Raw genomic sequence first — 25614 nt, forward strand, 5'->3', positions numbered from 1 at the left:
AGGTTTATTGGTGTATCAAGTATTACTACTTAAAATTTAAACCAATCTCTTAACTATATGATTACCTTTGTAATATAGGCTGGTTTCATTTCTGTAATTTCTAATCTATTGAAGGATTGAGGCAAGGGACGGGTGGTAACCCGTCCACTTTAAATTTCTTAGGCGTGGGCTAATACGAAATCGACAAGGCTGCGAATAATGTAACCGCTGGAACCCTTTGCGAGGTAAGGTTTTTCGCCCTCAGTGTAGGCAATTCCAGCAATGTCGATGTGAATCCATGGCAAATCACCGGTAAATTCCTTTAGGAAGGCGGCAGCGGTGCAAGAACCACCAGCCCGACCACCTGTATTCATTATATCGGCGATACTGCTCTTGATTTGTTCGCTATATTCGGGAAAGAGTGGCAATTGCCAAGCTTTTTCCCCTGCTTTCTCGGTGGTGTCGAGAAACTTCCTACTAAACTCATCGTTTGTACCGAATATTCCCGGTGCTGCATATCCCAGCGCAATTACCATTGCCCCGGTCAGGGTTGCCAAATCCACCAGTTTGGTAGCGCCGAGTTGCCGGGCATAAGTCAAACCATCGGCAAGAACAATGCGACCTTCTGCATCGGTATTGATTACTTCGATGGTTTTTCCTTCAAGGCTGCCGATTACATCGCCGGGGCGATAGGCATTGCTACTAGGCATATTTTCGGCGGCTGGTACAATACCAAGCACATTTATTTTTGGTTTGAGTTGTGCCAGAATACGCATTGCGCCGATTACCCACGCGCCGCCGCTCATATCCATTTTCATATCGCCCATGCCATCAGCAGGTTTAATGCTGATACCGCCGCTATCGAATGTAATACCTTTGCCTACCAGACCGAAATAGGGTTCATTCTCACCAGCGCCCTTATATTTGAGGACGATCATGCGAGGTTCGTGGGCGCTGCCCTGACCTACCGCTAGAATGGCTTTGAAACCGCCTTCTTCCAACCTTTTTTTGTCGAGTGCATCAAACTCCAAACCGTAGGTTTCTGCCATCTTGCGGGCTTCTTCTGCCAGCAATTCCGGGTACATATTATTGCCGGGTTCGTGCGCCAGTGAGCGGCTGAAATTAGCGGCTTCGCCAAAAACAACTCCGCGCTCAAGTGCATCTTTGATAACCTTTTGATCGCTTAAAAACACTACGTCTTCTAGAATTTTTTCTTCTTTGCCTTCTCCGGTACGGTAAGTGCCGGGGTCAAAGGTGCTTAAAACAATTCCTTCGGCGTAAACCTGTGCCACCGCCGCCGCATCTAGTTCTCCGAATGGAAGGGCGAAAGCAATTTTTTTAGCGCCTTTTTTACGGAGTTGGCGGGCGGCTGTTCCGGCGAGATTGCGAGCGAAGCTTAGTTTGAAATCGGTTTTTTTCCCTGCCCCGATGACCAGTAATCTATTTGCAGGACCGCCTTCCGGGTAGATTGAATTATCACTATCTAATGGTTTGGCAGCGCTGCCCAATTCCCGAAATTTATTAACCAATTCTTTAGTTTTATCATCAAGTAGCTCTGGCAAGTTGATATCATCACTGAAAATACCCACTACCAGTGCGTCAAAGTCCCCTGATACTTTAGAATCAATTCTAATACGCATTAGTTTCTCCCCTTTTTATGTTGATAGAAGCGTTTAAATGGTACAATAAAAAAAGACTGTATGCAATTGTGTACCCCAATTGTTTAGCAAATACTAAGCCTAAACACATGCAAAAGTTTGTGTTTTAGGCTATAATATATAGGTTGCTCAAGTGCTTTGAATGGTTCCCAAATAGCTCAATAAATTGGGAAGTTTCTAAGTTTGACAAAGACATCCGGCTCATAGTATAATGACCACCCATTGCAACAAAAGGCAATGCTCAACTGCGGGCTACCCCCCGACTATCGGTTGAAAAGATAACATCTAGTTTGGGAGCCTTGTAAGGCTCAGTTTTTTGTGAAGGCGTAAAGCCACGGAGGAACTCAGTTGCCGACGATTAACCAATTGGTGCGCAAAGGGCGCAAACGTATTATAAAAAAGACCAAAGCCCCGGCGCTCCGCTTTAACCTGAATTCGTTAAAACAACGCGTGACTCGCGGGCGAGGCTCTCCCCAGAAGCGTGGTGTATGTACGATAGTACGTACCATGACCCCAAAGAAACCGAACTCAGCGCTTCGTAAAGTAGCTCGTGTGCGTCTTTCCAACGGTATGGAAGTTACCGCTTACATTCCGGGCGAGGGTCACAATTTACAGGAACACTCGGTAGTGTTGATTCGTGGTGGTCGTGTAAAAGACCTCCCCGGTGTGCGTTATCACATTGTACGTGGTGCGTTAGATACACAGGGTGTAAAAGACCGCAAAAAAGCCCGCTCAAAATATGGCACTAAAGTTGCCAAGGGCAAAGGCAAAGGCGCACCAGTTAAGGGCGCACCAGCCAAAAAGAAGTAAAATAAAGAGAATGCTCAATTCGCCCCGTTGATGGGCACAGAGAATATACAAAACTCGGTAGGGTCGTTAATTCAGCGACGTGGTTCGCTAGAAAACGCTACTCTACCAATTTTTGCGCGTAATGCAGGAATTTTTAAGGGAGAAACAGAATGCCGCGAAGAGCTAGAGTTACCCGGCGGGAAATATTGCCCGACCCTGTTTACAAAAGCCGGACAATCCAGAAAATCATCAATAAGATAATGTACGGCGGTAAAAAGGGATTGTCAGAGCGGATCGTGTATACCGCGCTCGAAATTATGGGAACCCAGACCGGGCGCGAACCAATGGAAGTTTTTGAGCAAGCGATGCGAAACGCTACCCCTCGTCTTGAAGTAAAACCAAAACGAGTAGGTGGTGCGACTTTGCAAGTGCCAGTAGATGTCAAAGGTGAACGCGGTACTTCGCTTGCAATACGTTGGATACTAAACTCTGCTAGAAACCGTTCCGGGAAAAGCATGGCTGAGAAACTCGCTGCCGAGTTTTTAGATGCTTCTAATAATACTGGAACAACTATCAAGAAGCGTGAAGACACCCACAAAATGGCTGAGGCTAACAAAGCTTTTGCTCATTATAAGTGGTAGGCGATTAAAGAGTAGTATTAAAGCTTAGGAGGTAATCCTGTGGCAGTTGACGCTGCACTGGAAAGAACCCGTAATATCGGCATTATCGCCCATATTGATGCGGGTAAAACAACTACAACAGAACGTATCTTGTATTACACAGGGCGCGTATATAAAGTCGGCGAAGTGCATGAAGGCGCGGCTACAATGGACTACATGGCTCAGGAACGTGAGCGTGGTATTACCATTACAGCAGCCGCAACTACTTGTTTTTGGGCGGATCACCGCATCAATATAATTGATACCCCCGGTCACGTAGACTTCACCGTTGAGGTGCAGCGCTCTCTGCGTGTACTTGATGGTGGTGTGGTTGTATTTGACGGTGTGGCAGGGGTTGAGCCTCAATCCGAAACCGTGTGGCGGCAAGCTGACCAGTATGGTGTGCCACGTATTTGTTTCGTTAATAAGATGGATCGCACTGGCGCCAGCTTCTATCGCTGCTTCGATATGATTATCGAACGGTTAGGGGCTAATCCGGTGGCAATCCAACTGCCCATCGGTCTCGAACAGAATTTCAAGGGCATTATTGACCTTATTGAGAATAAGGCAATCATTTACACCGATGATATGGGTAAAACCATGGAATCGGCTGAAATTCCCGCCGATATGATTGAAGAAGTCCAAAAGATGCGGGAAAAGATGATTGAGAAGATTGCCGAAACCGATGATGAATTGACCCTCAAGTTTTTGGAGGGTGAGGAAATCACCGTTGACGAATTGCACATTGCTATTCGAAAGGCAACTATTGCCCGTAAACTCGTTCCGGTAATATGTGGGGCGGCTCTACGTAACAAGGGTGTTCAGCCTTTGCTGGATGCAATTGTGAGTTATTTGCCTTCTCCGCTGGACAAAGACGAAATTACTGGTATTAACCCGGATACGGAAGAACCAGAAACCCGCTCTTTGGACAGCAATGCACCTTTCTCTGCGCTAGCTTTCAAGATTGTAGCCGATCCTTACGGGCGGTTAGCCTTCTTCCGGGTATATAGCGGTAAGGTGAAGAGTGGTTCATACATTCTGAACAGCACCAAAGGCAGAAAAGAGCGTGTAGGGCGCATTGTCCGGCTTCACGCAGACAAGCGAGAAGATGTAGAAGAGGTCACAGCCGGTGATATTGCAGCCATCGTAGGTTTGAAGGATACCTTTACCGGTGATACGCTTTGCGATCCTGAAAATCCGATTGTGCTGGAGCGCATCAAGTTCCCTGAACCGGTTATCGAGCTTTCGCTGGAGCCAAAGACCAAAGCCGACCAGGATAAGATGGGCATTGCTCTTTCCAAGCTTGCTGAAGAAGACCCTACTTTCCGGGTGAAAACCGATGAGGAAAGTGGTCAGACCATTATTAGTGGTATGGGCGAGTTGCACCTCGAAATCATCGTTGATCGTATGAAGCGCGAGTTCCGGGTTGAAGCTAATGTAGGTCGTCCGCAGGTAGCTTACCGCGAGACTATTACTAGCAAGACTAAGGCTGAAGGTCGCTTCGTAAGACAATCGGGTGGTAAAGGTCAGTACGGTCATTGCTGGATTGAAGTTGAACCGTCCGAACGCGGAGTTGGGTTTGAGTTCGTCAACAAAATCGTGGGTGGCTCTATTCCGAGAGAATATATTCCGGGTATTGAACACGGTGTTAAAGAAGCCTTGCAGAATGGTATTGTTGCCGGTTATCCGGTAATCGATGTCAAGGTCACTCTCATCGACGGTAGCTATCACGAAGTTGACTCTTCGGTAGATGCCTTCAAGATTGCCGGTTCGATAGCTATCAAAGAAGGTGTACGCAAAGCGCACCCCGCTATCCTTGAGCCGATTATGAAGGTTGAGGTCGTTACCCCTGAAGAGTTCCTCGGTTCAATTCTGGGTGACTTGAACTCACGCCGTGGTCAGATAATGGGTTCTGATACTCGTGGTGGTAATACTCAGGTAATTATGGCGCACGTGCCGCTTTCCGAGATGTTCGGCTACGTTAATGACCTGCGCAGTAGTACTCAGGGTCGTGCCGTATATTCTATGGAGTTTGACCACTACGAGGCATTGCCTAGAACACTGCAAGAAGAATTGGTTGCTAAAGTCCGCGGGCAGTAGTTATTTGAGGCGAGGGTGATATTATTGCCCTTGCCGTATCTTTAGAACTTATCAGTAGTTAGGCTAGAACTTCCGGTTGGTGTTCCGGAAGCGATTTACACAGATTTTAAGGAGGAAAACAGGTGGCAAAGCAGAAGTTTGAGCGCACAAAACCGCACGTGAACGTAGGAACAATCGGACACGTTGACCACGGCAAAACCACCCTAACCGCCGCAATCACCAAAACCTTGGCGATGCGCGGCAAAGCCAAGTTTCGCGCCTTCGATAGCATCGACAACGCGCCGGAAGAACGCGAACGCGGTATCACCATTGCCATCGCGCACGTGGAATATGAGACCGACAATCGGCACTATGCTCACGTGGATTGCCCCGGTCACGCCGACTACATCAAAAACATGATCACCGGTGCAGCCCAAATGGACGGCGCAATTTTGGTAGTGAGCGCGCCAGACGGTCCGATGCCGCAGACCCGCGAGCACATCTTGTTGGCACGTCAGGTGCAAGTACCTTCGATGGTAGTTTTCTTGAACAAATGTGACGTAATGGAAGACGAAGAGTTGCTGGAACTGGTGGAGATGGAAGTACGGGAACTGTTGTCGAAGTACAACTTCCCAGGTGATGACATACCGGTGGTACGTGGCAGCGCCTTGAAAGCACTGGAATGCCAGTCCACAGACTTGAATGCCCCAGAACTGAAGTGCATCTTTGACCTGATGAAGGCAGTAGACGACTACGTACCGACCCCGGTACGTGCGATAGACAAACCGTTTCTGATGCCGATCGAAGACGTATTCGCGATCAAGGGACGTGGCACGGTGGTAACAGGACGGATCGAACGCGGTACGGTGAAGGTCGGGGAAGAAATCGAGATCGTAGGAATGTCGGAAGAACTGCCGCGCAAGAGCGTAGTAACGGGCGTGGAAATGTTCCAGAAGACGTTGGACAGCGGGCAAGCAGGGGACAACGTAGGTTGCTTGTTACGAGGTATAGAGCGGACGGACGTACAACGCGGGCAAGTGTTGGCGAAACCGGGATCGATCAAGCCACACACCAAGGTGAAAGCGGAAGTGTACGTATTGTCGAAGGAAGAGGGTGGGAGACACACCCCCTTCTTCAACGGGTATCGACCGCAGTTTTACATACGAACAACGGACGTAACGGGGTCGATCAAGTTACCGGACGGGATGGAAATGGTAATGCCTGGAGACAACGTGCAGATGACGGTAGAGTTGATCGTACCGGTAGCAATCGAGCTAGGGTTGCGGTTTGCGATCCGAGAGGGTGGACGAACGGTAGGAGCAGGTAGCGTTACCAGCATCATCGAGTAGTTTCACCGAAAAATTCAGGAGTAGGGGGCGGGTAGAAACTCGCCCTCCTGCGGCGCAAAAGTACGCGCCCCTAGGGAGGATTTTAGTAAATGGCTGAACAAAAGATAAGAATACGCCTGAAAGCCTACGACCATAAAATTCTGGATCAGTCGGCGCAGCAGATCGTAGATGCCGCCGAGCGAACCGGGGCAGTGGTAGCGGGTCCCGTTCCTTTACCAACTAGGATTGAGAAGTTTACTGTAACTCGCTCACCTTTTGTTGATAAGGATTCGCAGGAACACTTTGAAGTCAGGACTCATAAGCGCCTGATTGACGTTATCAAGCCCAGCCAAAAGACCATCAATGCGTTAATGCGCTTGAACCTTCCAGCGGGCGTAGAGATCGAAATTAAACTGTAGAGGTTTTTGCAAAGGGCGTATTTCTCTGTCAGGTTGACAGAGTGCAGGCGCTCCAAGTCGTAAGGACAACGAGAAATGGTAAATGCAATACTGGGCAAAAAGCTCGGCATGACCCAGATCTTCAATGAGAAGGGCGAAGCAATCCCGGTAACCGTAGTGCAAGCAGGCCCCTGCAAAGTGGTCGATATACGCACTCAAGATAAGAACGGTTACGAAGCTGTGCAAATCGGCTTCGAAGAGAGCGCTCGTCTGAAAAAACCTCAAAGAGGTCATCAGAAGGAACTCCTTCGCATTGAAGGAGAGGGTATCAGCGCCAAGACCTATGGTCTAAAATTTTTGCGCGAAGTAGAAGCCACTAATCCTATCGCGGATTATAAGGTGGGAGACGAGATCGGTCCGGATGTGTTCAAGGAAAACGAACTAGTGGATGTCACCGGAACCAGCAAAGGCAAGGGTTTCGCCGGTGTGATGAAACGTCACAACTTCCACGGTGGTCCTAAAACTCACGGTCAGAGCGATAGACGACGTGCCCCCGGTAGTATCGGTGCGGGTACAACTCCAGGTCGTGTGGTAAAAGGAATGCGTATGGCGGGACACATGGGTCAGGATCGCGTAACCGTCCACAACCTTAAAGTGGTAAAAATAGATACCGAGAACAGTCTGATTTTAATCAGAGGTGCGGTACCCGGTGCGGATGGCGGCCTGTTGGTTATTCGCAAAGCGGTTAAACCCGTCAAGTAGGAGGACAGCAGTGCAGGCAACAGTTTATAACATCAAAGGCGCCGAGGTAACAACCGTAGAACTAGACGATAATATCTTCGGGATTGAGCCTAACGCCGCGGTTATGCACCAGGCATTAGTGCGCCAGCATGCCAATGCCCGTCAGGGTACAGCAAGCACCAAAACCCGCCAAGAAGTACGGGGTGGTGGTAAAAAGCCCTATCGCCAAAAAGGTACCGGCAACGCCCGTCAGGGTAGCCGCCGAGCGCCGCAATATACTGGTGGTGCGGTAATTTTTGGACCTAGACCACGCAGTTATGAGAAGGATATGCCACGCAAAATGCGTCGTTTGGCAGTTCGCTCAGCACTTTCGGTTAAAGTCATAGAAGACAATTTGCTTTTCATTGATGGCTTTGAAGGGCTTGAACCACGTACCAAATCAATGGCTGAAGCACTTACTGCTTTGAAATTGAACGACCAGAAAGTGCTAATTCTGGTAGCCGAAAGAGATGAAACAGTGTATAGAGCAGCCGGTAACTTGGCAAATGTCAAAACACTGGTGGCAGGCTATCTGAATCTGGACGACATGTTTAAGTACACCAAAGTAATTGTACCGCTGGGTGCATTGGATGTGATAAATCGCATTCTAGGCAGTAGCACAGCAGCAGAACAAGAATAGAGGGCGGCGGAGATAAAGCTATGGATATGTATGGAATTATCAAGCGCCCTCTGATTACCGAACGCGCCAATGATAAGGCCGCAGAGGGCATCTACACATTTGAGGTAGATATTCGCGCTAACAAGGTGCAGATCAAAGACGCAGTTGAAAAGATTTTCAGCGTGGAAGTGATCAGCGTGAACACGATGCACATGCACCGAAAACAGCGCCAGCGCGGGCGCATCCAGGGCTACACCAACACGGGCAAGAAGGCAATCGTGCGCTTGAAGCCCGGCGACAGGATAGAAGTTTTTGAGGTAGCGTAAAAATGCCAATAAAAAAGTTTAAGCCTACATCGCCCGGTAGCCGGGGTCGCGCAATCAGCGATTACTCGGATATTACCAAGCATAAGCCCGAAAAGAAGCTCACAATAATTCTTAAGAGTAAGGCTGGGCGCAATAACCAAGGTCGTATTACAGTTCGCCACCAAGGTGGTGGACACAAACGCCGCTACCGCTTAATAGATTTCAAGCGTGACAAGTTTGGGGTGGCTGCAAAGGTAATAGCAATAGAGTACGATCCAAACCGCTCATGCCGAATTGCATTGCTGCGCTACTCTGACGGTGAGGTGCGCTATATACTTGCACCCCATGGCTTGAAAGTGGGCGATAATGTAAAGAGTGGTCCTGAAGCCGAAATTCGCGTAGGGAACTCCCTACCGCTAAAAAATATACCGCTCGGTACTCAGATCCACAACGTTGAATTGTACGCCGGGCACGGCGGTCAAGTAGTGCGTTCAGCCGGTACGGTGGCGCAACTTATGGCAAAAGAGGGCAAATATGCCACTCTGCGCATGCCGAGTGGTGAATTCCGAATGGTGCGGGTCGAATGTATGGCAACCATCGGACAGGTCGGCAACCTTGACCACGAAAACGAGCGTTGGGCTAAGGCAGGTAAATCTCGCTGGAAGGGCATCCGTCCTACCGTGCGCGGTTCGGTAATGAACCCGAGAGACCATCCCCATGGTGGTGGTGAGGGTCGTGCCCCAGTTGGTTTGAAACATCCCAAGACTCCTTGGGGTAAACCAGCAATGGGTTATCGTACCCGCAACAACAAGCGCACAAACCGCTTTATTGTACGGCGCAGAACTAAGTAGGGTAAGGATTAACCTAATCCCCGTCCCCCCTTTTCCAATAGGGGAAGGGGGGAAACAAGTGATTTGGTGGAGGAAAGATGTCGAGGTCATTAAAAAAGGGACCGTTTATCCAAGAGCGGTTGCTGGCTAAGATAGAAGGATTGAACGCTGCCGGGCAGAAAAAAGTGCTGAAGACTTGGTCGCGAAGTAGCACAATCTTCCCTCAGATGGTAGGACATACCATCGGCGTGTATGATGGTCGTCGCCATGTGCCGGTCTATGTAACCGAAAATATGGTGGGTCACAAGCTGGGCGAATTTTCGCCAACCCGCAATTTCCGGGGTCACGCCGGTGACGAGAAGAAAGCGAAAGGGCGGTAGGTGAGGAAATGGAAGTAAGCGCTACAGTAAAATCCGTTCATCACTCGCCTCGCAAAGTACGCTTGGTGGTGAATCTTATTAGGGGTAAGAAGGTAGATGATGCGCTGGCAATATTAAAGCATTTACCGCAGCATTCGGCACGTGATGTAGCCGCGGTACTGCAAAGCGCCAGAGCTAATGCCGAAAATAACCTTCTTATGTCGCCAGAGAAATTGTATATCAAAGCCATCATGGCGAACGAAGGCTCCCGTCTCAAGCGGATTCATGCCAGAGCGCGTGGGCGCGCTGACCGAGTCGTAAAGCGGTTAAGCCACATTACAGTTACGGTAGAAGAGCGAGAGGAGGAGTAATTGGGACGCAAAGTTAATCCTATCGGCTTCCGGCTGGGCGTAACGAAAGACTGGCAGAGCCGCTGGTTCGCCGAAAAGGAATATACCAACTTACTGCATGAAGATATCAAGCTGCGCAAGATTATTTTCGGTCGTCTAAAGGCTGCGGCTTTGAGCAAAATCGAAATTCAACGCAGTTCGAATAACCTCGAAATCACGTTGCATACTGCCAAGCCCGGCATTGTTATCGGAAAGAGCGGGCAAGCGGTAGATCAGCTTAAGAAAGAAATCGAGGATATGACGGGTAAGAAGGTGAAGCTCAATATCGAAGAGATTCGCCAGCCTGAACTCGATGCCTATCTGGTAGCAGAAAGTATCGCTGAACAGATCGAAAAGCGCGTGAATTACAAACGTGCCATGAAACAATCGGTTACCCGCGCTATGCGCTTGGGTGCTAAAGGCATCAAAATCAAGTGCAGCGGTCGTCTGGCAGGCGCTGAAATGGCGCGAAACGCAATGGAAAAGGATGGGCGAATCCCGCTTCAAACTATCCGTGCCGATATTGATTACGGCTTGGTACACGCTTTTACCACTTACGGACGCATCGGCGTAAAAGTGTGGATTTACAAGGGTGATGTACTACCCGGCCAGATGAAGAAAGTGAACCTAATGCCGGTTCAAGCCAGCGCTGAGGAGTAATTTACCATGTTAATGCCTAAACGAACCAAATACCGCAAGCAGCATCGCGGGAGAATGACAGGCAAAGCAACCCGCGGTAATTTCATAGCCTTCGGCGAGTTTGGCTTGATGGCTCTTGAACCGGGCTGGGTTGACAGCCGCCAAATCGAGGCGACACGCCGTGCCATTACTCGTTATGTGAAGCGCGGTGGTCAAATCTGGATACGTATTTTCCCGGATAAACCGGTAACCGCCAAACCTGCCGAAACCCGCATGGGTAGCGGTAAGGGCGCGCCCGATCATTGGGTGGCAGTAGTTAAACCGGGTAGAGTTTTGTTTGAAATTGGCGGCGTTCGCCGTGAACTGGCGGAAGAGGCTATGCGCCTTGCCGGTCATAAGTTGTCGATACGAACCAAATTCGTAGACCGCCTAACTGCTCCCAAACCCGGCATTGCCGAGAAAGAAGAAGCGGAATTGGTGGATGATAGTGCTGAAGCCGGAGAGGGCGAGGAGTAGTTAAAAAATGAGAATTAATGAACTACGCGCCTTGAATGATGAGCAGCTTGCAGAACAAGTGCGAAATCTGAATATAGAACTCTTTAACCTGCGCTTTCAGTTGGCTGCTTACAAGAATCCCAGCCCGGCGCGTTTTGGTCAGGTTAAGAAGGAAATCGCCCGCATCAAAACCATTCAGCGGGAACGCGAGTTGCATAATCTGGTGGCGCAATAACAGGCTGGTAGTTGAATTTTAAGGAACGAAATGATGGCTGAAAATCTGGAACAAATTAAAGAGACAGCTTCTGCCGCTACCGAGCCGAAAAAAGTGCGTACCGCTAAGGTCGGCAAGGTAGTGAGTACCAAGATGGATAAAACCATCGTGGTGGAAGTGGAATATCTTAAAAAACATAAGTTGTATAAGAAAGCTATTCGTCGTCATACCAAATTTAAGGCGCACGACGAAGAGAACACTGCAAAGTTGGGCGATGTGGTACGAATTGAAGAGTGCCGACCTATCAGCAAGGAAAAACGTTTCCGGCTGGTGGAGATAATCGAAAGAGGAGTTGCCCTGTGATACAGCCTACTACTCGTCTCAAGGTCGCCGACAACACCGGGGCAAAAGAAGTTATGTGTATCCGGGTGATGGGTGGGAGCAGCCGCCGCTATGCGGGTATAGGCGACATTATAGTGTGCGCGATAAAATCGGCTTCACCTGGTGGTCAGGTCAAAAAAGGTCAGGTGGTAACTGCTGTAGTGGTGCGCACTAGAAAAGAATACCGCCGCCCAGATGGCAGCTATATCCGCTTCGATGATAACGCAGCGGTACTTATAAACCCTGCTACCAATAACCCGACTGGAACTCGTATATTCGGACCTGTCGCACGTGAGTTGCGCGAGAAACAATTTATGCGAATAGTCTCCCTGGCGCCGGAAGTATTATAAAGCGTATCGAGGGATAAACGGAGTAACGGAAATGGCAAAAGTGCGCAAGGGTGATACGGTACAGGTGATCACCGGGAAATATAAACAGAAACGAGGCACGGTAAAACGCGTATTGCCTGAAAGTAATAAGGTGATCGTGGAAGGCGTTAACATAGTTAAACGCCATATCAAAGCCCGCTCCCAGATACGTCAAACCGGTATCGTGGAAGTAGAAGCGCCTCTGCAAGTTAGTAATGTAATGCTGGTTTGCCCACGTTGCAATGAAGCAGTACGAATCGGCTTCCGAGAAGAGAACAACGAGAAAGTTCGTTTCTGCAAAAACTCTGCTTGCGGAGCAACTATCCCGGATGCAACTGGGTGGGTCAGACATACTGCCGACTAGGCGGGGAACTAACTTAAAAATTAAACTGGAACAATTAATTAACCCGCACAAAGACCGCTGCCCTTCACTGCCCGGTACGGGTAAGGTGGCAGGTCAACGGGGGCCGACAAGGTTACCCGAATAGGTTTGGAGTGGGAAGGAGCGTACAGTTAAAGTGGCAGATAAAGGCAAAGCAGGGGGTAAGCAACCGCCAAAGGGAGGAAAGCCGCAACAGCAGCAATCCCAGGGGTCAGCTTCCAAAGGAGCACCGAAAGGTGTTACCGTAGAAAAATCAATCGGGCATGCAGCGCAAGTACCAAATCTCAAGACTAAGTATCTCGCTGAGGTTGTACCGGCATTGATGAAGGAATTTAACTTCCAGAATGCAATGCAAGTTCCCAGAGTCAATAAAGTAATAATCAACATGGGTTTGGGTGAAGCCATTGCCAATGCCAAAGCATTGGATGCCGCAGTAAGTGACCTTACCGCGATAGTTGGGCAGAAACCAGTTGTAAACCGCGCCAAGAAAAGCATTGCCGCCTTTAAGTTAAGAGAAGGAATGCCTATCGGCGTAAGCGTGACATTACGTGGGGATCGGATGTACGAGTTCCTCGATCGCCTTATGAATATAGCACTTGCCCGTGTTCGTGACTTTACTGGAGTACCGACCAAGTCATTTGATGGGCACGGAAATTATACTCTGGGTCTGAAGGAACAAATCATCTTCCCGGAGATTGATTACGATAAAGTTGATAAACTGCGCGGTATGGAGGTGACGATTGTTACCTCTGCCACGAACGACGAAGAAGGTCAGAAGCTGCTCGGGCTTCTGGGTATGCCGTTCCGCAGATCATAAGCAGAAGGAAACCGGACAAGATGGCAAAAGAATCAATGGTTGTTAAGTCTCAACGCAAGCCGAAGTTCAAGGTCCAGGGTTATAATCGCTGCAAGATTTGCGGACGTTCCCGCGCCTATATGCGAAAATTCGGGATGTGCCGCATTTGCTTCCGCGAAAACGCTTTGAAAGGCGTTTTACCCGGTGTCAAGAAATCAAGCTGGTAGCGTAAGAGCAAAGACCGCCTCGAGAAACAGTGCCGGGCAGGAAGCCCCGCTGAGAGAAGGCTTTTAAGGGGAGTTTATAGATGAACGTAACCGATCCGATTGCGGACATGTTGACCCGAATCAGGAACGCATCCTCGGCTCGCCACTCGGAAGTAATAATGCCGAGCAGCAAGCTGAAGGTATCTATTGCAAAGATTCTGCAGGATGAAGGCTATGTCCTGAATTTTTCCGAAGAGCAGACTGAAGCAATGAAGTTGCTGAAAATACAATTGAAATACGTCGGCAGTGCCAGTGGCGGCTCCAAGCGAGCAGTTATTACTGGCATAAAGCGCGTCAGCCGTCCCGGTTTGCGCATATACGCCAAGCGTAGCGAAATCCCAAAGGTAATGAATGGCTATGGCATTGCTATAGTTAGTACTCCGCAAGGTGTAATGACCGGGCGACAGGCATGGCGCGCCGGCGTAGGCGGCGAAGTGCTGGCGTACGTCTGGTAGTTAAATAGGAGGACGGAAAAGTGTCGCGTATTGGACGCAAGCCGATAACCCTTCCCAAGGGCGTAGAGGTAAAGATTGAGGAAGGCAACCTCGTTCATGTCAAGGGGCCAAAAGGCGAATTATCCCGCCAACTGGATCCCACGATTGTCTTTGAGCGAAACGATGCCACCATCGAGGTAAAACGTCCGGATGATAGCAACAGAAGTCGCGCTATGCATGGTTTGACCCGTACTTTGCTTGACAACATGATTGTCGGAGTGAGTGCTGGCTACCGTCGTGACCTGGAAATCGCCGGCGTAGGTTACCGTGCTGTTAAAGATGGCAATGACTTGGTGCTATTACTGGGCTTCAGTCATGCTACTAAGTTGCAGCCCCCCGAGGGTATTACATACGTGGTAGAAAGTGCCACTAAAGTCTCGGTGCAGGGCATAGATAAAGAAATTGTAGGCGCTCAAGCCGCTCGTATTAGGGCGCTGCGTCCGCCGGAACCATACAAAGGCAAAGGCATTCGCTTAGCCGGTGAAGTAATTCGCCGCAAGGCTGGTAAAGCCGGTAAAGCTGGTAAGAAATAAGACTACAGGTGCAGGGTATTTGATACTCTGCCCTAATATTAGGGAGCTTGTAAAAGATTATGCGCAGAATTAGACGAGATTTGAGTCCGCGACAGCGGCGGCAGATTCGGGTGCGCAGCAAGATAAGTGGTACACCCGAAAGACCGCGCCTCAACGTCTTCCGTAGCGCCAACCACATCTACGCGCAGGTGATCGATGATTCTATCGGTCATACCCTTGTCTCAGCGAGTACGATGGATAAGGAGGCCCGCCCTGATTTTAAGGACGGTATCAACAAGACTGATGAGGCGAAACTGGTAGGAAAGATTGTAGCAGAGCGCGCCAAAGAGAAAGGCATTACCAAAGTGGTCTTTGACCGTGGCGGTTATCTTTATCACGGGCGTATTAAGGCACTGGCTGACGCCGCCCGCGAAGCCGGTTTGGACTTTTAAGGAGCGCGAATTCAGATGGCAAGAATTGATGCAAGCAAATTGAATTTGGAAGAGCGCGTGGTCCAAATCAACCGCGTGGCTAAAGTGGTAAAAGGTGGTCGCCGCTTCAGCTTTAGCTCTATGGTAGTGGTTGGCGATGGTCAAGGTTTTGTAGGCGCTGGTATCGGTAAAGCCGGTGAAGTGCCGGATAGCATTCGCAAAGGTGCTGAAGATGCTAAGAAGAACCTGATCAGAGTGCCTCTTGAGGGTTCCACCATACCACACGAAATTACCGTGAAGTTCGGCGCTAGCAAAGTAATGCTGCGACCCGCTTCTCCCGGTACTGGTGTGATTGCAGGTGGTGGGGTACGTGCCGTTCTTGAAGCCGCAGGTATCAAAGATATTCTCTCAAAGTCGCTAGGTAACAACAACCCAGTTAACACCGTGCGCGCCACTTTACTGGCACTTTCTCAATTGAAAGTGCGCAATGACGAAGAAATCAAGCGTAGCAAACCGTTCCGTACCTTCGGGCTTGGTCCTACCGATGAGAAGGTGGCAGTACCTGAGCGCAAGTTCGGTATCCTTGTGCCAGTCTCCAGCGGTAGTGATCGTGGGCCTCGCCGTGACAGAAAAGATCGTGATGGCGGTGGTCGTGGTAAACCCGGTGGTGGTGGCGGTCAACGCCGTGATGATCGTCGAGGTGGTGGAAACCGCCCTGCAGGTAGAGGCGCTCCGAGAAGTGAGAATGGGGTTAGACCTGAGTCTGAAGCTCCAAAACCTGAGACGAGTGGCGGCGAGTCTTCCGCTAATTAACAGGAATTTCGTTTTGAGGGGGTAAACATTTTGAATGTTGCCCCTTATAAACCGGAAATTACACTTGAGATAAGTTGTAAGAAATAGGTAAGCGATGGCTGATAATAAAGTGAACAATCAAGCGGAAACTACGGGTAAGACTGTTACCTTTACACTGGTAAGAAGCACTATTCGTTCGCGCGCTGATCACAAGCAAACTATTGCTTCGTTGGGTTTGCACCACTTGCGCCAGTCCAACACGCTGCCGGATAACCCGGCGGTGCGAGGCATGATTAAGTACGTGCGCCATTGGGTGAAGGTCGAAGAGTAGGTTAAGGAGTATAAACTAATGCAACAGCATGACTTAAAACCGGCTCCTGGTAGCACCTCGGCTCCCAAGCGCGTAGGTCGTGGTCACGGTTCTGGTTTGGTAAAAACCAGCGGCTTTGGTCAGAAAGGTCAAAAAGCTCGTACCGGACATCACAAAGTACCGGTCTGGTTTGAAGGCGCACCTTCTAAGGTTAACACCTTTAAGCGTACCGGTTACAAACGTGGTACTGGATTCAACAACCCAAACCGGGTTGAATATGAAGTGGTAAACCTTTCACAATTGGAAGATTGGGAAGGTGGCGAGGTCACAGTTGAAACTTTGATAGCGCGCCGCTACATACGTACTAACAAACCGGTAAAGGTGTTGGGTAGAGGCGAGATTAGCAAAGCTCTGACCGTGAGAGTTCATCGCCTGAGCGAAAGCGCAAAGCAGAAGATAACGGCTGCCGGTGGCAACTATGAGGAATTGACTCCCGCGGAGAGCGGTGAGGAAAACGCCGATTAGGTGATAAAGCATCAGGTTAAAGGATATAAAATTGCTATTAGGCAAAATCTTGTATAATAGCAAAGTTGCCTGTAGCAGACTAAATTCTGCAATCTGATGCTAAACCTAAATCCTGCGGAGGAAAATCACCAACAATGCTAAAAGCTGTTATCAAAGCATTTGGAATACCTGACCTTCGGCGGCGCATATTTTTTACGCTGGGTATTCTCGTAATCTTTAGAGTTATCGCCCACGTACCGCTGCCCGGTATTTCAAGTGAGATTAAATCTAGGCTTACAAACCTGATAAGTGGCGTTGATGCGCCGGCAGGTAGCAGCCAGGGTATCGGTAGTGTGCTGGGCTTCTTGAATATATTTTCGGGTGGTAGTCTCAGTAACTTCTCGATTGTGGCAACCGGGGTATATCCCTATATTACCGCTACAATTATTATGCAGTTGTTACAGCCGATTATACCTGCACTTGAAAACCTTTCAAAAGAAGGTGAGCGAGGGCGCGCTGTAATTAATCGCTGGCAGCATATCATTACTGTGCCGATTGCGGCAGTTACCGCCTACGGTCAAATAGTATTGCTGAAAAGCCAGAATGTAATTACCGGAACGGACGCTCAGAAACTCTCATTATTCGGTGCAAGCTCTGACTTCGGGCTAACCGTTACCGTTGTTATCTCGATGACAGCCGGAACGATGATACTAGTCTGGATGGGTGAGCTAATAACCGAATTTGGTATCGGTCAAGGTGTCTCGGTGCTTATTTTTGGAGGTATCGTCTCGAACCTACCTTCAACCCTTGTGCGTACCAGCCAGACAGGTGTTGCTCAAAACATCATCTCTATACTGATTATAGTAGTTGTAGCTTTACTATCAATTGTAGGGATTGTACTGGTTCAAGAAGGGCAGCGCAAAATACCGGTCAAGTTTCCGCGTCAAACGCAGGGCAACCGGGTTTATGGCGGTCAAAGCACCTATATACCTTTAAAGGTGAACTCAGCCGGTATGATTCCGCTGATTTTTGCCAGTAGTATTATCATATTTCCAACTACAGTGGCGGGCTTCTTCGTTCGTCCCAACCAGCCCGATGATGTGATTAGCCAAGCGGCAAACTGGGTAGTTGTGAACTTTGGTCCTAGCAGTATTCTGTATCAAGTAGTGTATTTTGGAATGGTGGTAGGTTTCACCTATTTCTATACACTCGTGCTCTTTAACCAACAAAATATTACGGAAAGTCTCCGGGACAGAGGTGGCTTCATACCGGGTTACCGACCGGGCAAACCGACCAATGACTTTTTAATGAAGGTTTTGAATCGCATAACTTTGCTGGGCGCTTTGTTCCTAGGCACAATTGCGGTGCTACCCTTCTTGCTGGGCGCTATAGTCCAGTCTCAGGTCAATACATTCTTGAGCAGCACTTCGCTCTTGATTGTGGTAGGTGTAGCTGTAGATACCATGAAACAGCTTGAAGCCCAGTTAACTATGCGCGAATATCAAGGCATACTCCGCTAGTTGTAGTGATCTTGTATAAAGGCCTGATAAAGTAGAGCTATATAAACGATAAACAGAATTTATATGTTCTTCTCTACTTTTCAGTTGTCGCCTTTCTTAAGCCTATGTTATAATAAGTGTAGCATTTCACAAAGTGCGCTTATTTAGGTTAGGCTAGCTTGCAAAGATGGAAGTTTAGGAAGGGAGCCGCATGTATATAATTTTACTTGGAGCACCAGGGGCAGGAAAAGGCACACAAGCCAAATTGTTATCGGAACGATTGGATATAGCACATGTATCCAGTGGAGACTTGTTACGCGATAACATTAAACGCGGTACAGATTTAGGCTTGCAAGCCAAAGGTTTTATGGATCGTGGCGAGTTGGTACCGGATGGAACGGTTATCAATATGATAGTAGAGCATCTGTCAACGCCTAGTTGCGTTCACGGTGCTATGTTGGATGGTTTCCCGCGTACTATCCCGCAAGCCGATGCTTTGAATGTGGCGTTGCAAAATGGCTTTAGGCAGGGCGTGACCGCAGTATTGTACATAAAGGTGGAAAACGAAGAACTGTTAAGCCGCCTTAGTGGTCGCTGGATTTGTAGGTCATGCCAAACTCCCTATCACGAAGTCTACAACGCGCCTCGCGTAAAAGGGGTGTGCGATAGTTGTGGGGGCGAGTTATACCAGCGGGAAGATGATACCCGTGCCACCGCTGAGCGCCGTTTGCAGGTTTATTTTAACCAGACGTTGCCATTGATTGACTACTATAACAAACGCGATTTGCTCATCGAGATAGACGGGCAACGTGAAGTAGAAGAAGTCAATCGAGACCTGATCACTGCTCTAAAGAAAGTGGAACAGCCGGGGGGGGTCACTGAGTCGTTGTTGGCGTAACGACTCATTGCAAGCGTCAGGCATCTGTTAAATAAAGACGATTCCGAGTTGGCGGTCTCTCTGCAAGGTGAGTAGGTGGGCCGCTATTCTTACCTGTAAAAGTAGAAATACATAAAACAGGAAAAAACAGGTGAGCAAGAAAAGAGACGTAATAGAAGTAGAAGGAAGAGTGATTGAAGCCTTACCCAACGCTATGTTCCAGGTAGAACTGGAAAAAGGTCACAAAGTGCTGGCAACGGTAAACGGAAAAATCCGTTTAAACTTCATTCGTATTTTGCCGGGTGATCGCGTTCTGGTAGAGCTATCGCCTTATGACCTAACAAGAGGGCGAATCACCTATCGCTACAAATAACAAAAATAGCAAGGGCACATGGCAACCTCGCTATGATAATAATATTGAAAATGCCATTTTGGGAATTTGCCAAGCCTACACGGGTTGTGGTATAATTTCCACTTGTCTGTATCAATAGGAAAAAATCAAAACGATATAAAGCGCTTTAAATTAGGGTGCTGTAATCGTGAAATTGAGGGAATTGAGCGATGAAGGTACGAGCATCGGTGAAGCCGCGCTGCGAAAAATGCAAAATAATCCGGCGTAAGGGAGTAGTAATGGTGATTTGTTCTACTCCTAAACATAAACAGCGGCAAGGCTAGTAAGATTTCTGGAGGATAGACCGCATGGCGAGAATTGCCGGGGTTGATTTGCCCCGCGATAAAAGAGTTGAAATAGGTCTCACCTATATTTTCGGTATCGGGCTAAAAACGAGTCAGAAAATTCTCGAAACGGCTAATATAAGCCCCGATACTAGGGTTCATACACTTACCGATGATGAAATTCATCGGTTGCGTGAGATAATCGATCGCGAGTACCGTGTAGAAGGTGACTTGCGTCGAGAAGTAAACCTGAATATTAAACGCCTGGTAGAGATTGGTTGCTATCGCGGCAAGCGCCACCGCGCCGGATTACCGGTTCGCGGACAGCGCACCCGTACTAACGCGCGTACTCGCCGTGGTGGACCTCGCCGTACCGTTGCCGGTAAGAAGAAAGCGACGAAGTAATCTAGTTTTAATAGCCAGGTGGGCTTTCCCACTGGTAGGCTGAGCTAAAGGAGCAAGGATGGCTGAGAAAAGTGGCGGTAAAAAGCGCGTTGCCAAGGTAAAACGCCGGGAACGGAAGAATGTTCCGAAGGGGCAGGCGCATATTCAATCTACTTTTAACAATACAATTGTTACTTTGACCGACCCCAAGGGAAATGTATTAGCCTGGGGTAGTGCAGGCGCAAGCGACTTTAAGGGTTCTCGGAAAAGCACCCCTTATGCCGCGCAAGTAGCCGCGGAAGGTGCTGCACGCCGGGCGATGGATCATGGCTTGCGTCAGGTAGAGGTATTTGTGAAAGGTCCGGGCTCCGGGCGTGAAGCCGCAATCCGCTCCTTGCAGGCGAGTGGTATTTCGGTGGTATCTATTACTGATGTCACCCCGATCCCACACAACGGTTGCCGCCCTCCCAAGCGCCGTCGTGTATAAGGTTGATCTGAAGCGTCTAACGAATATAAATTAGTGAGGAATAATGGCTAGATATACTGGTCCGGTCTGCAGGCTCTGCCGGCGCGAGGGTGTAAAGTTAATGCTCAAAGGGGAACGCTGCATGACTCCCAAGTGCGCCTTCGAGAATCGACAGGAAACACCCGGTGTGCACGGTGCAAAACGCCAGCGCAAACTCAGCGATTATGGCACGCAGTTGCGCGAGAAACAAAAGGCACGCCGCATTTATGGAGTGCTGGAAAAGCAATTCCGCAAACACTATGATGAAGCGCGGCGACAAACCGGCGCTACTGGTGAACGATTGCTCCAAATTTTGGAATTGCGAATGGATAACCTGATTTACCGGATGGGGTTTGCCGATTCCCGTAAGCAGGCGCGACAACTGGTTAGACATGGTCATTTTGCTATAAACGGGCACAAAACTGATATACCTTCCTATATTGCCAAAATCGGTGATACGGTTACCCTTGTCGAAAGAAGCAAGGAAAAAACCTATTTCAAGGTTGTGGCGGATAGTATTGGAAAGCATGATGCTCCGTCTTGGCTTACTCTTGACGCTAAGGGTTTAACGGGTCGAGTAGTACGGTTGCCTGAGCATGCCGAGATTGATTCGTTACTTGAGACTAACCTTATAGTTGAATATTATAGCCGCTAGTAGTCAATTGTCGGCAACCGGATTGGATATTATTTAACCCGGTTCCCCAACTAAGGAAGAGGAGGCTGGAGACCTTGTTCGATGTAGCGTTGAAGGTCGAGAATGTGGCTACTGCGGAGAATTACGGCAGGTTTAAAATTGAACCGCTGGAGCCCGGATACGGTATAACCTTGGGTAACGCCTTGCGTCGCATCCTGCTATCATCTATTCCTGGCGCGGCGATTACTTCAATCAAGATAGATGGCGTGTCTCATGAGTTTACATCGCTTCCCAATATCAAGGAAGATGTAACTGAGATTATCTTGAATGCTAAACGTATCCGTTTGCGCAGTTTTAGTGAGCGCCCGGTACGCATGAACCTGTCATTGCGGGGCGAACGGGTCGCTTGTGCTGGCGATATTGAAGCGCCGGGTCAGTTGGTTGAAATTATCAATATTGACCAACCGATTGCTACACTTGATAGCTCAGATGCCCGTTTGGATATGGAACTGACGGTTGAAAGAGGCGTAGGTTATATACCTGCGGAAAACCGTGACAATATGCCTATCGGTGTGATTCCGGTGGATGCAATTTTCACGCCTATACCGCGCGTAAATTATGTGGTCGAACACACCCGTGTTGGTCAGATGACTGATTATGACCGCCTGTTGCTGGAAGTCTGGACCGATGGTTCAATCGAACCGGGCGAGGCACTTAGCCAGGCTGCCACTATCCTGAGGCAACATAGTGAAATTATAGCCAACTTTAACCGCACCGCTGAACCGGAACGGGAACAGTTGCCCGGCGCTGGAACTATTGAACCTAAACTTTATGAAACGCCGATCGAAGACCTGAATTTGTCGGTGCGTACTTATAACTGCTTAAAGCGCAGCAATATTACTAAGGTCGGTCAAATTCTGGCGATGGACGAAAAAGATCTGTTGAGTGTTCGCAATTTCGGGCGGAAATCTTACGACGAGTTGCGAGAACAACTGATTCGACATGGCTTTATGAGTACTGCCACTCCCATTGGACCTTTTTCCGGCACTGGATTGTATGAGGACTCCGATGAAGATGGAGCACTTTTATCTGCTGACGGTGGAGATGGTTTATACGGCGGCAACGGTGGCTTGGACGACGAATAGTTAGAAAAGATATAATCGCGAGGATTTAGATCATGAGACACGGAGTAGCCGGTCGTAAATTTGACCGACCTACAGGGCAACGCCTCTCAATGTTCCGCAATTTGCTGATATCAGTTATTGCTCACGAACGCATTCGGACCACCGAGGCTAAAGCTAAAGAAATCCAGCCTATGATTGAACATCTGGTTAGAATCTCCGTTGAGGATAATATCCCCAATCGCCGTATTGTAACCAGTAAATTGTCCAACTCTGCGGCGGTAAATAAGCTCTTTACAGTTATCGGTCCGCGCTATACTGACCGCAGAGGCGGCTATACCCGTATTATTAAATTGGGTACTCGCTTGGGCGATAATGCGGAGATGGTAATTATAGAGTTCGTACCTGCTTAATCCATATCTGTTCGGTAGGGTTGGTTTGTGCGTAATATCAAGCTTGTTTTGGAATATGACGGCACAAACTTTGCAGGCAGTCAGTTACAAGCTAACGGGCGTACTGTACAGGGTGAGCTTGAAAGGGCAATTGCAGAATTAACCGGATTATCATCCGGGGCGCATTGCCGGGTACAATTGGCAGGAAGAACCGATTCGGGGGTTCATGCGGAAGGGCAGGTTGCTAATTTTAAAACGGATAGCAACCATTCGACTGAAATTTTCAGGAGAGGTTTAAATGCTCTCCTCCCCGTCGATCTGGTGGTTACAATAGCGGAAGAAGTGAGCAAGGATTTCCACGCCCGCTTCAGTGCCACAGAGCGCGAATACCGCTATGAAATACTTAACCGGAGAAGTCGCTCTCCACTAAGTCGGCATTATGTTCACTGGGTTAAAACCCCGCTTGATGTGAACAATATGGCAGAAGCAGGCAAAGTTCTGGTAGGCAGGCATGATTTTGCCAGTTTTGCCGGAGCAGGAATGGGTGTCCCGGACACCGAGAGCGAAGGTAAACCGGGTACAGTACGCGAGTTGCGCCGTCTTGAATGGCGTAGCGGTAAGGGTAGCCTGATTGAGTTCTGGGTTGCTGCTAACGCTTTTTTGCCGCATATGGTGCGGAATATTGTTGGAACTTTGCTGGAAGTGGGCGCAGGAAAAATAAACTTGCGCGAGTTTGAAGAAATCTTTGCGGCATGCGATCGCCGCCGGGCAGGGCCAACCGCCCCACCGAGCGGATTGTATCTTGTATCGGTAAAATATTAACCGAGGTTTTAAAATCAGGAGTTATTCAGGAATGGCTAAGACATACTCGCCCAAAGCAGCTGACATCAAGCGCGAATGGCATATAATCGATGCTAAAGGGCAAACTCTGGGTAGAGTCGCCACCGAGGTTGCTACCTTGTTACGTGGCAAGCATAAAGCTATGTACTCTCCCCATATGGATACTGGTGACTTTGTAGTGGTAATAAATGCCGCAGAAATTGTGGTTTCAGGTAATAAACTGAATGATAAAATTTATTATCATCACACCATGTGGCCTGATGGTTTCCGGCAAGAAAACCTCAGTGACCGCATAAACAGGCACCCAACTTGGCCGCTGTTTGATGCGATCAAGGGGATGATACCCCACAGTAAGCTTGGGCGGGCTATGATCAAGAAGTTGAAGATTTATGCCGGGGCAGAACATCCGCACTCTGCACAGCAGCCTAAAGAATATGAGTTTAAATATCTGAAGGAAAGCTAATCGAGCGTTTGCTCGTAGCTTTGGTTAAGGAGAAAGATGGCTACGCTGAATAAGAACTATTTCTACGGAACCGGGCGACGCAAAACTGCCGTGGCGCGTGTGCGTCTTTATCCCGGCACCGGTCAGATTACGGTAAATAATAAAACTATTGTGGAGCATTTCGGTGCTCGGCAACTCTTTGAAATTATAATTACCCAGCCCTTGCGGGCTACCAACAACTTGGGTCGCTATAATGTTTCGGTCAAGGTTGTCGGTGGCGGAGTAAGCGGTCAAGCTGGAGCGGTGAGGCACGGTATTGCCCGCGCTTTGCTACAGGCTGACGATACCCTGCGCCCAACCCTCAAAAAGAGTGGTTACCTGACTCGCGATCCACGTATGAAGGAGCGCAAGAAACCCGGTCTCAAACGCGCCCGCAAAGCGCCGCAGTACACCAAGCGGTAAAATTTCTCCGCTTCGTTCTACTATTAGAAAATTTTCAGGGAAGAGAGGTTATGCCTCTTCTTCCCTTTTATTTTTCTATGAGTATACAAAAATTAAAGAGCACACCTTTAGGTTGGTGTGCTCTTACTTTAAACCAAGCGGTTTATGAATCTCTACGTTGTCCTTAAATACGTGATCCAGATGTTGCCCTGAACTTTGGCGCTGCCGTCGCGGCACTTTTCAAATTACGGCTCAAGAAAGTGGTTGTAATTTCGAAAGCTTCTTTAGCCGCCGCTGCATTATAAACAGTGGGGCGACTGTCATTGAAAAAGCCGTTGGGTACATTGGGATAGGTCTTCAACTGGTAAATTTTGTTGCGCGAACGAAGCTCATTTTCTAGTGCCCGCACGTCCTGCAGCGAAATGTCTTCTTCCGGCGCTCCGTAGAATGCTAGGTAAGGAGCTTGGATGAAAGGAACATAATTGATAGGAGATTCTGGCTTAACTCGGTTAATCAGATATTTTGAATAAATTAAATCTCCGTAGAAGTTAACCGCTGCTGCGAAGTTCGAGGTTTGTCCTGCTGCCAGCGTGGCTATAGTGCCACCAAAGCCAAATCCAACAATTGCAATACGACCAGGATCGGCATAGCCTTCTCTGGTGACGTATTCAAAACCGCGTGTAATGTCACTGACTGCAATTAAATCGGAAGTTTTCCTACGAATATCTCGGCGTTGCTCATAGGTGGTAGTAGGACCGGGACCATTGTGACCTCTTTCCCCCATACCGCTTTTGTTTGAATAGAAATCGGGAACCAACACCGAATATCCAAGTTTAGCAAAACGAATTGCTACATCCTGAATGTGGTCATCAAGACCAAAAATATCATGCGCAATTATTATACCGGGCAAGGGACCGGGGAAGTTTGGTACTGCCAGAAAAGCGTTGGTTTCCTTGTGACCGGTACGATAGCGCAGAAAAGTTACATCCACGTAATTTTGGCTCGTACTCATAGCGGTTTCCTTCTTTTAACTTAAAAAGCTCTAAAC

At 48.7% G+C, this 25614-nt stretch carries 38 protein-coding genes and 1 pseudogene; 37 read left to right on the plus strand and 2 right to left on the minus strand.

Annotated elements, in window-relative coordinates; translation table 11 throughout:
• Window positions 1-158: 158 nt before the first annotated feature.
• The gene (locus OZ401_RS07000) at window positions 159-1619 is read right to left on the minus strand and encodes a leucyl aminopeptidase (RefSeq protein ID WP_341467508.1); all 1461 of its coding nucleotides are present in this window, start codon (window positions 1617-1619) and stop codon (window positions 159-161) included.
• 366 nt (window positions 1620-1985) lie between these two features.
• On the opposite strand from OZ401_RS07000, the gene rpsL reads away from it, so the two are divergent.
• The 37 genes and pseudogenes from rpsL to rpsI all read left to right on the plus strand — a co-directional run bounded on the left by rpsL (window position 1986) and on the right by rpsI (window position 24587).
• Window positions 1986-2447 carry a 30S ribosomal protein S12 gene (gene rpsL / locus OZ401_RS07005; RefSeq protein WP_341467509.1) on the plus strand — a complete coding sequence of 154 codons (462 nt, stop codon included), beginning with the start codon at window positions 1986-1988 and terminating at the stop codon, window positions 2445-2447.
• Window positions 2448-2596: 149 nt separating this feature from the next.
• Window positions 2597-3067 carry a 30S ribosomal protein S7 gene (gene rpsG, locus OZ401_RS07010; protein WP_341467510.1) on the plus strand — a complete coding sequence of 157 codons (471 nt, stop codon included), beginning with the start codon at window positions 2597-2599 and terminating at the stop codon, window positions 3065-3067.
• 39 nt (window positions 3068-3106) lie between these two features.
• A complete protein-coding gene (fusA, locus tag OZ401_RS07015) occupies window positions 3107-5185 on the plus strand; it encodes an elongation factor G (RefSeq protein WP_341467511.1) in 2079 nt (692 codons plus the stop codon).
• Between the two features lie 122 nt (window positions 5186-5307).
• Window positions 5308-6513 carry an elongation factor Tu gene (tuf, locus tag OZ401_RS07020; protein WP_341467502.1) on the plus strand — a complete coding sequence of 402 codons (1206 nt, stop codon included), beginning with the start codon at window positions 5308-5310 and terminating at the stop codon, window positions 6511-6513.
• An 89-nt stretch (window positions 6514-6602) separates the two neighbouring features.
• Window positions 6603-6911 (plus strand): 30S ribosomal protein S10, encoded by a 309-nt coding sequence (gene rpsJ, locus OZ401_RS07025; protein ID WP_341467512.1) that lies wholly within the window; start codon window positions 6603-6605, stop codon window positions 6909-6911.
• A gap of 75 nt (window positions 6912-6986) precedes the next feature.
• Window positions 6987-7652 carry a 50S ribosomal protein L3 gene (rplC, locus tag OZ401_RS07030; RefSeq protein WP_341467513.1) on the plus strand — a complete coding sequence of 222 codons (666 nt, stop codon included), beginning with the start codon at window positions 6987-6989 and terminating at the stop codon, window positions 7650-7652.
• A 10-nt stretch (window positions 7653-7662) separates the two neighbouring features.
• On the plus strand, window positions 7663-8310 hold the full coding sequence (gene rplD, locus OZ401_RS07035) for a 50S ribosomal protein L4 (RefSeq protein ID WP_341467514.1): 648 nt from the start codon (window positions 7663-7665) through the stop codon (window positions 8308-8310).
• 20 nt (window positions 8311-8330) lie between these two features.
• On the plus strand, window positions 8331-8615 hold the full coding sequence (gene rplW / locus OZ401_RS07040) for a 50S ribosomal protein L23 (protein ID WP_341467515.1): 285 nt from the start codon (window positions 8331-8333) through the stop codon (window positions 8613-8615).
• Between the two features lie 2 nt (window positions 8616-8617).
• On the plus strand, window positions 8618-9445 hold the full coding sequence (rplB, locus tag OZ401_RS07045) for a 50S ribosomal protein L2 (protein ID WP_341467516.1): 828 nt from the start codon (window positions 8618-8620) through the stop codon (window positions 9443-9445).
• 77 nt (window positions 9446-9522) lie between these two features.
• On the plus strand, window positions 9523-9804 hold the full coding sequence (rpsS, locus tag OZ401_RS07050) for a 30S ribosomal protein S19 (RefSeq protein ID WP_341467517.1): 282 nt from the start codon (window positions 9523-9525) through the stop codon (window positions 9802-9804).
• An 8-nt stretch (window positions 9805-9812) separates the two neighbouring features.
• Entirely contained in the window at window positions 9813-10154 is a 342-nt protein-coding gene (gene rplV / locus OZ401_RS07055) for a 50S ribosomal protein L22 (RefSeq protein ID WP_341467518.1), read from the plus strand.
• The gene (rpsC, locus tag OZ401_RS07060; RefSeq protein ID WP_341467519.1) at window positions 10155-10832 is read left to right on the plus strand and encodes a 30S ribosomal protein S3; all 678 of its coding nucleotides are present in this window, start codon (window positions 10155-10157) and stop codon (window positions 10830-10832) included.
• 6 nt (window positions 10833-10838) lie between these two features.
• Entirely contained in the window at window positions 10839-11327 is a 489-nt protein-coding gene (gene rplP / locus OZ401_RS07065) for a 50S ribosomal protein L16 (RefSeq protein ID WP_341467520.1), read from the plus strand.
• Between the two features lie 7 nt (window positions 11328-11334).
• A complete protein-coding gene (gene rpmC / locus OZ401_RS07070; RefSeq protein ID WP_341467521.1) occupies window positions 11335-11541 on the plus strand; it encodes a 50S ribosomal protein L29 in 207 nt (68 codons plus the stop codon).
• Between the two features lie 30 nt (window positions 11542-11571).
• A complete protein-coding gene (rpsQ, locus tag OZ401_RS07075; protein ID WP_341467522.1) occupies window positions 11572-11883 on the plus strand; it encodes a 30S ribosomal protein S17 in 312 nt (103 codons plus the stop codon).
• The gene (gene rplN / locus OZ401_RS07080) at window positions 11880-12251 is read left to right on the plus strand and encodes a 50S ribosomal protein L14 (protein ID WP_341467523.1); all 372 of its coding nucleotides are present in this window, start codon (window positions 11880-11882) and stop codon (window positions 12249-12251) included. Before rpsQ ends, rplN begins: the two co-directional genes overlap by 4 nt.
• Before the next feature lie 31 nt (window positions 12252-12282).
• A complete protein-coding gene (rplX, locus tag OZ401_RS07085; RefSeq protein WP_341467524.1) occupies window positions 12283-12633 on the plus strand; it encodes a 50S ribosomal protein L24 in 351 nt (116 codons plus the stop codon).
• Between the two features lie 274 nt (window positions 12634-12907).
• Window positions 12908-13468, plus strand: coding sequence for a 50S ribosomal protein L5 (gene rplE, locus OZ401_RS07090; RefSeq protein ID WP_341469859.1), 561 nt, complete (start codon window positions 12908-12910; stop codon window positions 13466-13468).
• Between the two features lie 20 nt (window positions 13469-13488).
• Window positions 13489-13674 (plus strand): type Z 30S ribosomal protein S14, encoded by a 186-nt coding sequence (locus OZ401_RS07095; protein ID WP_341467525.1) that lies wholly within the window; start codon window positions 13489-13491, stop codon window positions 13672-13674.
• A gap of 80 nt (window positions 13675-13754) precedes the next feature.
• Complete coding sequence (gene rpsH / locus OZ401_RS07100; RefSeq protein ID WP_341467526.1) at window positions 13755-14168, plus strand: 30S ribosomal protein S8; 414 nt, start codon at window positions 13755-13757, stop codon at window positions 14166-14168.
• A gap of 20 nt (window positions 14169-14188) precedes the next feature.
• Window positions 14189-14740: a 50S ribosomal protein L6 gene (gene rplF, locus OZ401_RS07105; RefSeq protein WP_341467527.1), complete on the plus strand. Its 552-nt coding sequence runs from the start codon at window positions 14189-14191 to the stop codon at window positions 14738-14740.
• A 59-nt stretch (window positions 14741-14799) separates the two neighbouring features.
• Window positions 14800-15171, plus strand: coding sequence for a 50S ribosomal protein L18 (rplR, locus tag OZ401_RS07110; RefSeq protein ID WP_341467528.1), 372 nt, complete (start codon window positions 14800-14802; stop codon window positions 15169-15171).
• Window positions 15172-15186: 15 nt separating this feature from the next.
• Window positions 15187-15663 (plus strand): annotated as a pseudogene (gene rpsE, locus OZ401_RS07115) (30S ribosomal protein S5); the annotation flags it as partial.
• A gap of 394 nt (window positions 15664-16057) precedes the next feature.
• Window positions 16058-16273: a 50S ribosomal protein L30 gene (gene rpmD / locus OZ401_RS07120; RefSeq protein WP_341467529.1), complete on the plus strand. Its 216-nt coding sequence runs from the start codon at window positions 16058-16060 to the stop codon at window positions 16271-16273.
• A gap of 18 nt (window positions 16274-16291) precedes the next feature.
• Window positions 16292-16777: a 50S ribosomal protein L15 gene (rplO, locus tag OZ401_RS07125; protein ID WP_341467530.1), complete on the plus strand. Its 486-nt coding sequence runs from the start codon at window positions 16292-16294 to the stop codon at window positions 16775-16777.
• A gap of 134 nt (window positions 16778-16911) precedes the next feature.
• On the plus strand, window positions 16912-18276 hold the full coding sequence (secY, locus tag OZ401_RS07130) for a preprotein translocase subunit SecY (RefSeq protein ID WP_341467531.1): 1365 nt from the start codon (window positions 16912-16914) through the stop codon (window positions 18274-18276).
• Between the two features lie 190 nt (window positions 18277-18466).
• Window positions 18467-19153 carry an adenylate kinase gene (locus OZ401_RS07135; protein WP_341467532.1) on the plus strand — a complete coding sequence of 229 codons (687 nt, stop codon included), beginning with the start codon at window positions 18467-18469 and terminating at the stop codon, window positions 19151-19153.
• Window positions 19154-19283: 130 nt separating this feature from the next.
• Window positions 19284-19505, plus strand: a complete 222-nt coding sequence (gene infA / locus OZ401_RS07140) for a translation initiation factor IF-1 (protein WP_341467533.1) — start codon at window positions 19284-19286, stop codon at window positions 19503-19505.
• Between the two features lie 188 nt (window positions 19506-19693).
• Complete coding sequence (gene rpmJ / locus OZ401_RS07145) at window positions 19694-19807, plus strand: 50S ribosomal protein L36 (protein WP_341467534.1); 114 nt, start codon at window positions 19694-19696, stop codon at window positions 19805-19807.
• A 24-nt stretch (window positions 19808-19831) separates the two neighbouring features.
• Window positions 19832-20212 (plus strand): 30S ribosomal protein S13, encoded by a 381-nt coding sequence (gene rpsM, locus OZ401_RS07150; RefSeq protein ID WP_341467535.1) that lies wholly within the window; start codon window positions 19832-19834, stop codon window positions 20210-20212.
• 58 nt (window positions 20213-20270) lie between these two features.
• Window positions 20271-20678, plus strand: a complete 408-nt coding sequence (rpsK, locus tag OZ401_RS07155) for a 30S ribosomal protein S11 (protein ID WP_341467536.1) — start codon at window positions 20271-20273, stop codon at window positions 20676-20678.
• A gap of 43 nt (window positions 20679-20721) precedes the next feature.
• Entirely contained in the window at window positions 20722-21351 is a 630-nt protein-coding gene (rpsD, locus tag OZ401_RS07160) for a 30S ribosomal protein S4 (protein WP_341467537.1), read from the plus strand.
• Between the two features lie 74 nt (window positions 21352-21425).
• On the plus strand, window positions 21426-22475 hold the full coding sequence (locus OZ401_RS07165; RefSeq protein ID WP_341467538.1) for a DNA-directed RNA polymerase subunit alpha: 1050 nt from the start codon (window positions 21426-21428) through the stop codon (window positions 22473-22475).
• Between the two features lie 32 nt (window positions 22476-22507).
• A complete protein-coding gene (rplQ, locus tag OZ401_RS07170; protein ID WP_341467540.1) occupies window positions 22508-22864 on the plus strand; it encodes a 50S ribosomal protein L17 in 357 nt (118 codons plus the stop codon).
• A 27-nt stretch (window positions 22865-22891) separates the two neighbouring features.
• Entirely contained in the window at window positions 22892-23665 is a 774-nt protein-coding gene (gene truA, locus OZ401_RS07175) for a tRNA pseudouridine(38-40) synthase TruA (RefSeq protein ID WP_341467541.1), read from the plus strand.
• Window positions 23666-23696: 31 nt separating this feature from the next.
• Window positions 23697-24146, plus strand: a complete 450-nt coding sequence (gene rplM, locus OZ401_RS07180) for a 50S ribosomal protein L13 (protein WP_341467542.1) — start codon at window positions 23697-23699, stop codon at window positions 24144-24146.
• Window positions 24147-24182: 36 nt separating this feature from the next.
• Complete coding sequence (gene rpsI, locus OZ401_RS07185) at window positions 24183-24587, plus strand: 30S ribosomal protein S9 (RefSeq protein WP_425607599.1); 405 nt, start codon at window positions 24183-24185, stop codon at window positions 24585-24587.
• Window positions 24588-24750: 163 nt separating this feature from the next.
• Here the strand turns inward: rpsI and OZ401_RS07190 are convergent, their stop codons facing one another.
• The gene (locus OZ401_RS07190; protein WP_341467543.1) at window positions 24751-25578 is read right to left on the minus strand and encodes a dienelactone hydrolase family protein; all 828 of its coding nucleotides are present in this window, start codon (window positions 25576-25578) and stop codon (window positions 24751-24753) included.
• Window positions 25579-25614 lie beyond the last annotated feature (36 nt).

Source organism: Candidatus Chlorohelix allophototropha (assembly GCF_030389965.1).
Taxonomy (GTDB): Bacteria; Chloroflexota; Chloroflexia; order Chloroheliales; family Chloroheliaceae; genus Chlorohelix; species Chlorohelix allophototropha.

Bases quoted from the DNA above. Each gene is read 5' to 3' on its own strand.
- rpsM (WP_341467535.1), top strand. From the start codon at position 19,832: ATGGCGAGAATTGCCGGGGTTGATTTGCCCCGCGATAAAAGAGTTGAA.
- OZ401_RS07095 (WP_341467525.1), top strand. From the start codon at position 13,489: ATGGCAAAAGAATCAATGGTTGTTAAGTCTCAACGCAAGCCGAAGTTC.
- OZ401_RS07000 (WP_341467508.1), bottom strand. From the start codon at position 1,619: ATGCGTATTAGAATTGATTCTAAAGTATCAGGGGACTTTGACGCACTG.
- rpsK (WP_341467536.1), top strand. From the start codon at position 20,271: ATGGCTGAGAAAAGTGGCGGTAAAAAGCGCGTTGCCAAGGTAAAACGC.
- rplV (WP_341467518.1), top strand. From the start codon at position 9,813: ATGGAAGTAAGCGCTACAGTAAAATCCGTTCATCACTCGCCTCGCAAA.
- rplC (WP_341467513.1), top strand. From the start codon at position 6,987: ATGGTAAATGCAATACTGGGCAAAAAGCTCGGCATGACCCAGATCTTC.
- rpsJ (WP_341467512.1), top strand. From the start codon at position 6,603: ATGGCTGAACAAAAGATAAGAATACGCCTGAAAGCCTACGACCATAAA.
- rplP (WP_341467520.1), top strand. From the start codon at position 10,839: ATGTTAATGCCTAAACGAACCAAATACCGCAAGCAGCATCGCGGGAGA.
- rpsH (WP_341467526.1), top strand. From the start codon at position 13,755: ATGAACGTAACCGATCCGATTGCGGACATGTTGACCCGAATCAGGAAC.
- rplW (WP_341467515.1), top strand. From the start codon at position 8,331: ATGGATATGTATGGAATTATCAAGCGCCCTCTGATTACCGAACGCGCC.
- secY (WP_341467531.1), top strand. From the start codon at position 16,912: ATGCTAAAAGCTGTTATCAAAGCATTTGGAATACCTGACCTTCGGCGG.
- OZ401_RS07135 (WP_341467532.1), top strand. From the start codon at position 18,467: ATGTATATAATTTTACTTGGAGCACCAGGGGCAGGAAAAGGCACACAA.
- rpmD (WP_341467529.1), top strand. From the start codon at position 16,058: ATGGCTGATAATAAAGTGAACAATCAAGCGGAAACTACGGGTAAGACT.
- rpsD (WP_341467537.1), top strand. From the start codon at position 20,722: ATGGCTAGATATACTGGTCCGGTCTGCAGGCTCTGCCGGCGCGAGGGT.
- rplX (WP_341467524.1), top strand. From the start codon at position 12,283: ATGGCAAAAGTGCGCAAGGGTGATACGGTACAGGTGATCACCGGGAAA.
- OZ401_RS07190 (WP_341467543.1), bottom strand. From the start codon at position 25,578: ATGAGTACGAGCCAAAATTACGTGGATGTAACTTTTCTGCGCTATCGT.
- rpsS (WP_341467517.1), top strand. From the start codon at position 9,523: ATGTCGAGGTCATTAAAAAAGGGACCGTTTATCCAAGAGCGGTTGCTG.
- rpsG (WP_341467510.1), top strand. From the start codon at position 2,597: ATGCCGCGAAGAGCTAGAGTTACCCGGCGGGAAATATTGCCCGACCCT.
- rpmJ (WP_341467534.1), top strand. From the start codon at position 19,694: ATGAAGGTACGAGCATCGGTGAAGCCGCGCTGCGAAAAATGCAAAATA.
- rplQ (WP_341467540.1), top strand. From the start codon at position 22,508: ATGAGACACGGAGTAGCCGGTCGTAAATTTGACCGACCTACAGGGCAA.
- rplB (WP_341467516.1), top strand. From the start codon at position 8,618: ATGCCAATAAAAAAGTTTAAGCCTACATCGCCCGGTAGCCGGGGTCGC.
- rpmC (WP_341467521.1), top strand. From the start codon at position 11,335: ATGAGAATTAATGAACTACGCGCCTTGAATGATGAGCAGCTTGCAGAA.
- rplM (WP_341467542.1), top strand. From the start codon at position 23,697: ATGGCTAAGACATACTCGCCCAAAGCAGCTGACATCAAGCGCGAATGG.
- rplR (WP_341467528.1), top strand. From the start codon at position 14,800: ATGCGCAGAATTAGACGAGATTTGAGTCCGCGACAGCGGCGGCAGATT.
- rpsI (WP_425607599.1), top strand. From the start codon at position 24,183: ATGGCTACGCTGAATAAGAACTATTTCTACGGAACCGGGCGACGCAAA.
- rpsQ (WP_341467522.1), top strand. From the start codon at position 11,572: ATGATGGCTGAAAATCTGGAACAAATTAAAGAGACAGCTTCTGCCGCT.
- rplO (WP_341467530.1), top strand. From the start codon at position 16,292: ATGCAACAGCATGACTTAAAACCGGCTCCTGGTAGCACCTCGGCTCCC.